Here is a 6383-nt window from a genome sequence, read left to right as displayed (position 1 = left end):
GCGGGCCCCGCGCGCGCCGCAGGCTTGCGGCGCCGCCGCACGGCCGAGCATGCTCGGTCGATGCGCTGAGTTCCGCCTCGCGGACGGCGCATCCAAACAGGAGGGCGACCCATGCGCCTGCGCCTCGGTTGCCGGATCGCCTATGATCTGGCCGCGCCCACGCCCATCATCGCGCTGCTCAACGTGCACCCGTCGCGTGAGAGCTGGCTGGAGCAGCCCGACCGGCTGCGCATATCTCCCGCGGTCCCGGTCGAGAGCTATCGCGACGGCTTCGGCAACTGGTGCGCGCGCTTCGTCGCGCCCGCGGGCCGGGTGGTGATCTCCACCGACGGGATCATCCATGACGACGGCCAGCCCGATCCGCAGGACCGCGACGCGCAGCAATCCGCGGTCGAGGATCTGCCGGCCGAGACCATCCAGTTCCTGCTCGGCTCGCGCTATTGCGACACCGACCGGCTGATGGACGAGGCATGGCGGCTGTTCTCGCACACCAAGCCGGGCTGGGAGCGGGTGCAGGCGGTGTGCGAATTCGTCAACGGCCACATCACCTTCGGCTACCAGCACGCCCGCCCGACCCGCACCGCCTGGGAGGCCTATACCGAGGGCGTGGGCGTGTGCCGCGACTTCGCCCATCTGGGCGTCGCCTTCTGCCGCTGCCTCAACATCCCGGCGCGCTACTGCAACGGCATCGTGTCGGATGTGGGCGAGGCCCCGCCCTACGCGCCGATGGATTTCGCGGCCTATATGGAGGTCTGGCTGGGCGGCAAGTGGCATGTCTTCGACCCGCGCAACCTCAAGCCCCGCATCGGCCGGGTGCTGATCGCGCGCGGCCGAGACGCCGCCGACGTGCCCCTGACGCAAAGCTTCGGGCCCGCCAACCTCGCCGAGTTCGCGGTGTGGATCGACCCGCTGTCGGACCCGATGATCGCCTGACGGGCGCAGGCCGCCCGAGAACGGAAAACGCCGCCCGTCATCGCGACGGGCGGCGTTTTCATGTGGGGCGCGCCCCTTCAGGGAGCCCCGCGCCTCAGCCCGGCGTGCGGATCCACTGGTGCACGAAGGCCAGCTTCTCGCGCGCGGGCTCGGGCAGCACGAACGGGTAGAGATCCGGCTGCCCCATCGCCCGGTTGACGTGATTGAGCGCCAGGCCGAGCTCGCAGGCCCGCGCGATCAGCACCGCCGCATCCGGCTCCGCATAGGCGTCGTAGCCCTCGGGCATGGCGGGGGCCGAGAGCCCGGCCGCCTCGAAGCTGTCGGCGATGTCGGTCAGGTGCAGGATATGCGCCGTGCTCTCCGCCCAGTCCTCGTGCGGATGGCAGGACGCGTAGGACGACACGAACCGCTCCGGCCAGTCCGACGGCGGGCCGTTCTCGTAATGCACGGCCAGCGCCGCGCCGTAATCGGCGCGCTCGTCGCCCAGCAGCGCCCGGAACGCCTCGGCGAATTCCGCGTTTTTCACCAGCCGCATCTGCAGGAAATGCGCCAGCTCATGGCGGAAATGGCCCGGCAGGGTCCGGTAGGGCTCGCCCAGATCCTCGCGCCGGCGCACCCGCTCGGCCACGTCGGCTTCGGCGAGGTTGATGGTCACCACGCCGTCGGCATGGCCCATGATCACGTCGGCGGGGCCGTGGCGGGTCTCCTCGGCCAGCAGGTGGAACACCGGACGGGGGCCCGCGTCGTCGGGGCCGAACCAGCCCCAGCGGGCGAGGTTGCACAGCACCCAGCGTTTGGCGGCCTCGGCCTCGGCCCATTGTTCCAGCGCGCCGGGGGCCTTGGGGTCCGGGGCCACGTTGGTCATCATGCACGACCGGCAGAACGCGCCGGGCCCGTCGCCGTCGGCCCGCCAGTTGCAGCCGATCACCTCCCGGTTGGCGCAGGGCTGCACCTCGGCCAGCGCGACGAAGCCCGCCAGGTCGGGATCGAAGGCCAGCTCCGCCCCGCAGGGGCAGGCGAGATTGGGGAAATAGATCACGTCCCCGCAGGCGGGGCAGGCGAAAAGGCGCATTTCGGTCTCCGTGGAGCCGCCGCGGTCGGACGGCTCGGTCAGGGTCGCCCGCCGGGGGCGCACGCCCCACGGCGGGCGCCCGTCCGGTCAGGCGGAAAGCGGGGCGAGCCCCTCCGCCGCCAGCGCCGCGACGACCGCGGACCGGGTCTCCATCCGGGCGCGGTGGGCGGCGACCTTGGGGAAGTCGGCGAGGTCGAGGTCGTCGCCCTCCATCCAACGGGCGACGGTGTAGAGGTAGGGGTCGGCAAGCGAATATCCATCGCCCATCGCCCAGGATCCGATGGGAGCCTCTGCGAAAATCTCGACTTCTATATGGCGGAAGGCGGCCCCGACGGTCTCGGGCACCTTGCGGCGCATGTCCTCATGCGACGACGCCTCGTCCGCCCAACGCGCGCCGCGGCCCTTGTGGGCGTGGGCGACATGGAGGGTGGAGCAAATGAAGGACATCAGGCTGTCCATGCGGGCCGCGTCCCAGGGCGCGGCGGGGATCAGCGCCGCGTCCGGATAGGCCGCGCCGATCCAGCGCAGGATCGCCGGCGTTTCGGTCAGCACGCCGTGGTCGGTGGCGAGCGCCGGCACGCGGCCCTTGGGGTTGATCGCCAGATATTCGGGCGTGCGCTGCTGGGCGGCCATGAAGTCGACGCGCGCCAGCACGAACTCGGCCCCCGCCTCATGCAGGGCGATGGTGGAGGCGAGCGAGCAGGCGCCGGGCATGGAATGGAGCGTGAGCATGGGGTCGGGTCCGGTCGGTTTCGCGCAGGCGCGCGGGGGAAGCGGGGCTGGCCCGAACCACTGCACCCGCCGCGCCCCGCGTCAAGCCGGGACGGGGACGGGAGGGGGACGGGACGGGCCAGCTCGGCCATGCGCCGGCGTTTTCGGCAGGCGCGCAGGGCCGGCCGTCAGACCAGGCTGAACGTGGCCGACGCCCGCGCCGCCACACGGTCGCCAGCCATCACCAGCGCATCGACGAAGCCCAGGCGGCGGCCGGCGCGGATCACGCGGGGGCGCACCTCCAGCCACTCGCCGATCCGGCCCGAAGCGACGTAGTCGAGGGTCAGCGACACCGTGACCGCGCGGGCTTCGGCGCGGTCCTCCCCCACCGATTCGGCGCGCGCGTCGAGCGCCCGGCCGTAACTCATTCCCATGGCGTTGTCGGCCAGCGCCGCGATCACCCCGCCATGGGCGAATCCGCGGGAGTTGCAATGCGGCTCGCGCAGCCAGAGGCCGAGGCGCACGGCGTCGGGATCGAGGCGGGAATAGAGCGGCTCCCAGGGCGCGGTCACCGGGCTCCGGCGGAAATGAGGGTGAAAACCTTCGGGCGGTTCCATGCGGGCGCTCCTGATCCTGACAAGTGTCCGCCTGGCGGGCCGGGGCAACCTGCCCCAGGGGCGCCCGACGCGCAAGCGCGGCTTGCGGGGACCGGGGTCGGGACCCGGGATCGAGGACATGCGCGGCGCCGCTTCCCAGCGGGCGCGGCTTGTGCGAGTCTCGGGCTTCCGTCCCTCTCGCCTTGGACCGTTCCCATGCCTCGCGCCCGCGCCACACCGCTCCATCTCCTTGCGCCCCGGCGCAGGCGGCGGGCGGCGTTGGCGGCGTTGTCGGCGATGGCGCTCGGCGTCGCGCCCCCGGCCATCGCGTCCCAGGCCGGCGCCGCGACGCCCCCCACGGCGGCCGCCGACCAGAGCGCCGCCCGCCTCGCCGCCCTGCGCGAGCGGGGGGCGCAGAGCCTCGCCGAGGCGCAGGCCGCGCTGCCCGCAGACGCCCCCGTCCCGCCCGAGGTCGCGCCGGACTTCCGCCTGACCGATCAGGACGGCGCCGAAATCCGCCTGAAGGACCTCGAGGGACGACCCTGGCTGCTGTTCTTCGGCTATATCGTCGACACCTCGCTCTGCTCCGCCGCCCTGCCCCGCATCGCCGGCGCGGCGAACATGCTCGAGGACGCAGGCCTCGACGTCACGCCCATCGTCGCCTCGATCGACCCCGAGCATGACCGCCCCGGCCCCATGGGCCCGGCGCTGGCGCGCTGGCACCCGCGGATGCAGGGCCTGACCGGCGACCCGCAGGCGCTGGCCGACCTGCGCGACGCCTTCGGGGTGCGGCTGGAGCAGGTGGGCACGCTGCCCGACGGCGCGCCGATCTGGATCCATGGCGGGCTCTTGTATCTGATGGGACCGGATGGGCGCGTGCTCGCCGCCCTGCCGCCGCTGATGGAGCCGCGAAGGCTGGCCGAGATCGTCGCCCACCTGCTCTGACCGCCCACCTGATCTGGCCGCCCACCTGCTCTGGCCGCCCACCTGCTCTGGCCGCCCACCTGCTCTGGCCGCTTGATCGAGGTCAAGGCGGAGCCCGCGTAACGCAGGCGATATGGGCGCTACGTCAGACGGCCGAACGGGAGACCCTGGATGACCGACGCAGAGCGCCCTTCGCCCGCCCCCGCGGCGGACGCGAACATTCCCCAGGCGGCCCGCGCGCCCGCCCTGCGGAAAATGCCGGCGGTGCGGCGGATCGGGTTCGACGACCTCGCCGCCGCCCTGCGCGCCGGCGCCGCGGATTTCCGCCGGGCCCCGGCCTTCGGGCTGTTCTTCGGCGGGATCTACGCGGCCGGCGGCTGGCTGTTCTACTGGCTGGCGATGGTGGCGGAGGCGCCCTGGCTGATCCTGCCCATCGCGCTCGCCTTCCCTCTGGTCGGCCCCTTCGTCGCCGTCGGGCTCTACGATGTGTCGCGCAGGCTCGCGCGCGGCGAGACGCTGCGCTGGGGCGCGGTGCTGGGCGTGATGTTCGAGCAGCGGCGGCGGGAGCTCGGCTGGATGGCCTTCGTGGTGCTCTTCATCTGCTTCGTATGGTTCTACCAGGTCCGCACCCTGACGGTGGTGTTCCTGCAGAACATGAGTTTTTCGGACATGGCGGGGTTTCTGAGCGTGGTGCTGACCACGCCGATCGGGCTCGCCTATCTCGCGGTCGGGACCGGCGTGGGCGGGTTCCTCGCGCTGACGCTGTTCTCCACCACGGTCGTGGCCATCCCGCTGCTGCTGGAGCGGGACCGCGATTTCATCACCGCGATGATCACCTCGATCAAGGCGGTGACGCTGAACCCCGGCCCGATGCTGGCCTGGGCGGCGGCGGTGACGGCGGCGATGCTGATCTCGATCCTTGCCGGATTTCTGGGGCTGCTGGTGACGCTGCCCGTGCTGGGGCACGCCACCTGGCATCTTTACGGGCGGCTGGTGGAGCCTGAGGCGGAAGCGGCGGCCGCCGTCTAGCGCCGGGCTTTGGCGACCACCCGGTCGAACCAGAGATCGACCAGCGGCCGCACCGCTGGCGCGAGGCGCAGCATCGCCCAGGCGGTCAGCCCCACCGGAATGTCGAAGCGCCCGCGCGCCACGCCGCGCAGCAGCGCTTCGGCCACGTCCTCCGCCTTCCACGCGCCGGCGGTTCCGGCGAGGGCGGCGAGCTCGGGCGGACGCTCGCGCCGCTCGGCCGCCAGCATCGGGGTCTCGGTGTCGGGCGGATGGGCGATGTGGATGGCGACGCCGTCGGGCGCGGCTTCGACCCGCAGCGATTCGGCGAGGCCGCGCAGGGCGAATTTTCCCGGCGCATAGGCGGTGTAGCCCGGCAGGCCCATCAGGCCGGCGGCGGAGCCCACGAAGAGGATGCGGCCGCCGCGCGGGCCTTCGCCCTCGGCCTCCTCCCGGCCGCGCATGGCGGCGAGCGCCGGGCGGGCGAGGTTGAGAGCGCCGAAGAAGTTCACCGCCATCAGGTCGGCATGGACGTCGGGGGGCAGGTCCTCGATCCGGGCGGCGCGCACGGCGCCGGCGCAGGCGACGGCGAAATCGACGGGGCCGAGCGTGGCCTCGGCCCGGGCGAGGCCGGCGGCGACGGCGACCGGGTCGGTGACGTCGAGGGCGGCGATGGAAACGTGCAGGGCCGGCGTTTCGGCCAGCAGGATCTCGCGGGCGTCGACCAGCCGGTCGAGGTCGCGGGCGAAGAGGCTGACCGCAGCGCCTTCGCGGGCGAGGCCGCGGGCCAGCGCCAGGCCGATGCCCGAAGAGCCGCCGGTGATCGCGGCATGGCGCGGCGGCCAGGGCGGCGGGCGGCGGCGAGACGGATTTTCTGGGAGGGCGATGGCGGGACCTCGGGCGTTTGGCGGCGGCGCGGCGATGGAACACCAGCTTGCGCCCGGGCGCCAGCGCCTTGCGCCGGGGGGATGCGCCGGCGTCCGATGACGTCCGCACCCGACGCCGATCCCGTCCGCCCCGCCGCGCCCCCATGCCCGCGACGCTTTCGCGCCCCAACGAATACGCCTTGACGAAACCGGCCGCCGCACCAGATGATTGAGAACGCCTCTCAATTGCAGGTCTCCCGCATGCCCTCGATCCGA

The 6383-nt window shown here is 73.0% G+C and carries 7 protein-coding genes; 3 read left to right on the top strand and 4 right to left on the bottom strand.

Annotated features, from left to right (window positions below; genetic code table 11):
• Positions 1 to 111: 111 nt before the first annotated feature.
• Positions 112 to 933, top strand: a complete 822-nt coding sequence (locus ACTB72_RS09355) for a transglutaminase domain-containing protein (protein WP_463036718.1) — start codon at positions 112 to 114, stop codon at positions 931 to 933.
• A 94-nt stretch (positions 934 to 1027) separates the two neighbouring features.
• On the opposite strand, the gene ACTB72_RS09350 is transcribed toward ACTB72_RS09355, so the two are convergent.
• From ACTB72_RS09350 to ACTB72_RS09340, 3 genes are all read right to left on the bottom strand, one after another.
• On the bottom strand, positions 1028 to 2005 hold the full coding sequence (locus ACTB72_RS09350) for a zinc-binding metallopeptidase family protein (RefSeq protein WP_463036717.1): 978 nt from the start codon (positions 2003 to 2005) through the stop codon (positions 1028 to 1030).
• A gap of 87 nt (positions 2006 to 2092) precedes the next feature.
• Entirely contained in the window at positions 2093 to 2737 is a 645-nt protein-coding gene (locus tag ACTB72_RS09345) for a glutathione S-transferase family protein (RefSeq protein WP_463036716.1), read from the bottom strand.
• Positions 2738 to 2904: 167 nt separating this feature from the next.
• Positions 2905 to 3333: a PaaI family thioesterase gene (locus ACTB72_RS09340; RefSeq protein ID WP_463036715.1), complete on the bottom strand. Its 429-nt coding sequence runs from the start codon at positions 3331 to 3333 to the stop codon at positions 2905 to 2907.
• Positions 3334 to 3609: 276 nt separating this feature from the next.
• On the opposite strand from ACTB72_RS09340, the gene ACTB72_RS09335 reads away from it, so the two are divergent.
• Entirely contained in the window at positions 3610 to 4257 is a 648-nt protein-coding gene (locus ACTB72_RS09335) for an SCO family protein (protein WP_463036714.1), read from the top strand.
• A gap of 150 nt (positions 4258 to 4407) precedes the next feature.
• Positions 4408 to 5265 carry a DUF2189 domain-containing protein gene (locus ACTB72_RS09330; protein ID WP_463036713.1) on the top strand — a complete coding sequence of 286 codons (858 nt, stop codon included), beginning with the start codon at positions 4408 to 4410 and terminating at the stop codon, positions 5263 to 5265.
• Here the strand turns inward: ACTB72_RS09330 and ACTB72_RS09325 are convergent.
• A complete protein-coding gene (locus ACTB72_RS09325) occupies positions 5262 to 6353 on the bottom strand; it encodes an SDR family oxidoreductase (RefSeq protein ID WP_463036712.1) in 1092 nt (363 codons plus the stop codon). The two genes, ACTB72_RS09330 and ACTB72_RS09325, sit on opposite strands and share 4 nt — an antisense overlap.
• Positions 6354 to 6383: the final 30 nt, after the last annotated feature.

The sequence above is a fragment of the Albimonas sp. genome (assembly GCF_055129145.1).
The sequence above is the reverse complement of the archived record's forward strand: the minus strand, read 5'-3'. Positions and strand labels throughout refer to the sequence as shown.

What these genes read in the sequence shown, in the direction of transcription:
- ACTB72_RS09355 (WP_463036718.1), top strand. Translation starts at nt 112, where the DNA reads ATGCGCCTGCGCCTCGGTTGCCGGATCGCCTATGATCTGGCCGCGCCC.
- ACTB72_RS09350 (WP_463036717.1), bottom strand. Translation starts at nt 2,005, where the DNA reads ATGCGCCTTTTCGCCTGCCCCGCCTGCGGGGACGTGATCTATTTCCCC.
- ACTB72_RS09345 (WP_463036716.1), bottom strand. Translation starts at nt 2,737, where the DNA reads ATGCTCACGCTCCATTCCATGCCCGGCGCCTGCTCGCTCGCCTCCACC.
- ACTB72_RS09340 (WP_463036715.1), bottom strand. Translation starts at nt 3,333, where the DNA reads ATGGAACCGCCCGAAGGTTTTCACCCTCATTTCCGCCGGAGCCCGGTG.
- ACTB72_RS09335 (WP_463036714.1), top strand. Translation starts at nt 3,610, where the DNA reads ATGGCGCTCGGCGTCGCGCCCCCGGCCATCGCGTCCCAGGCCGGCGCC.
- ACTB72_RS09330 (WP_463036713.1), top strand. Translation starts at nt 4,408, where the DNA reads ATGACCGACGCAGAGCGCCCTTCGCCCGCCCCCGCGGCGGACGCGAAC.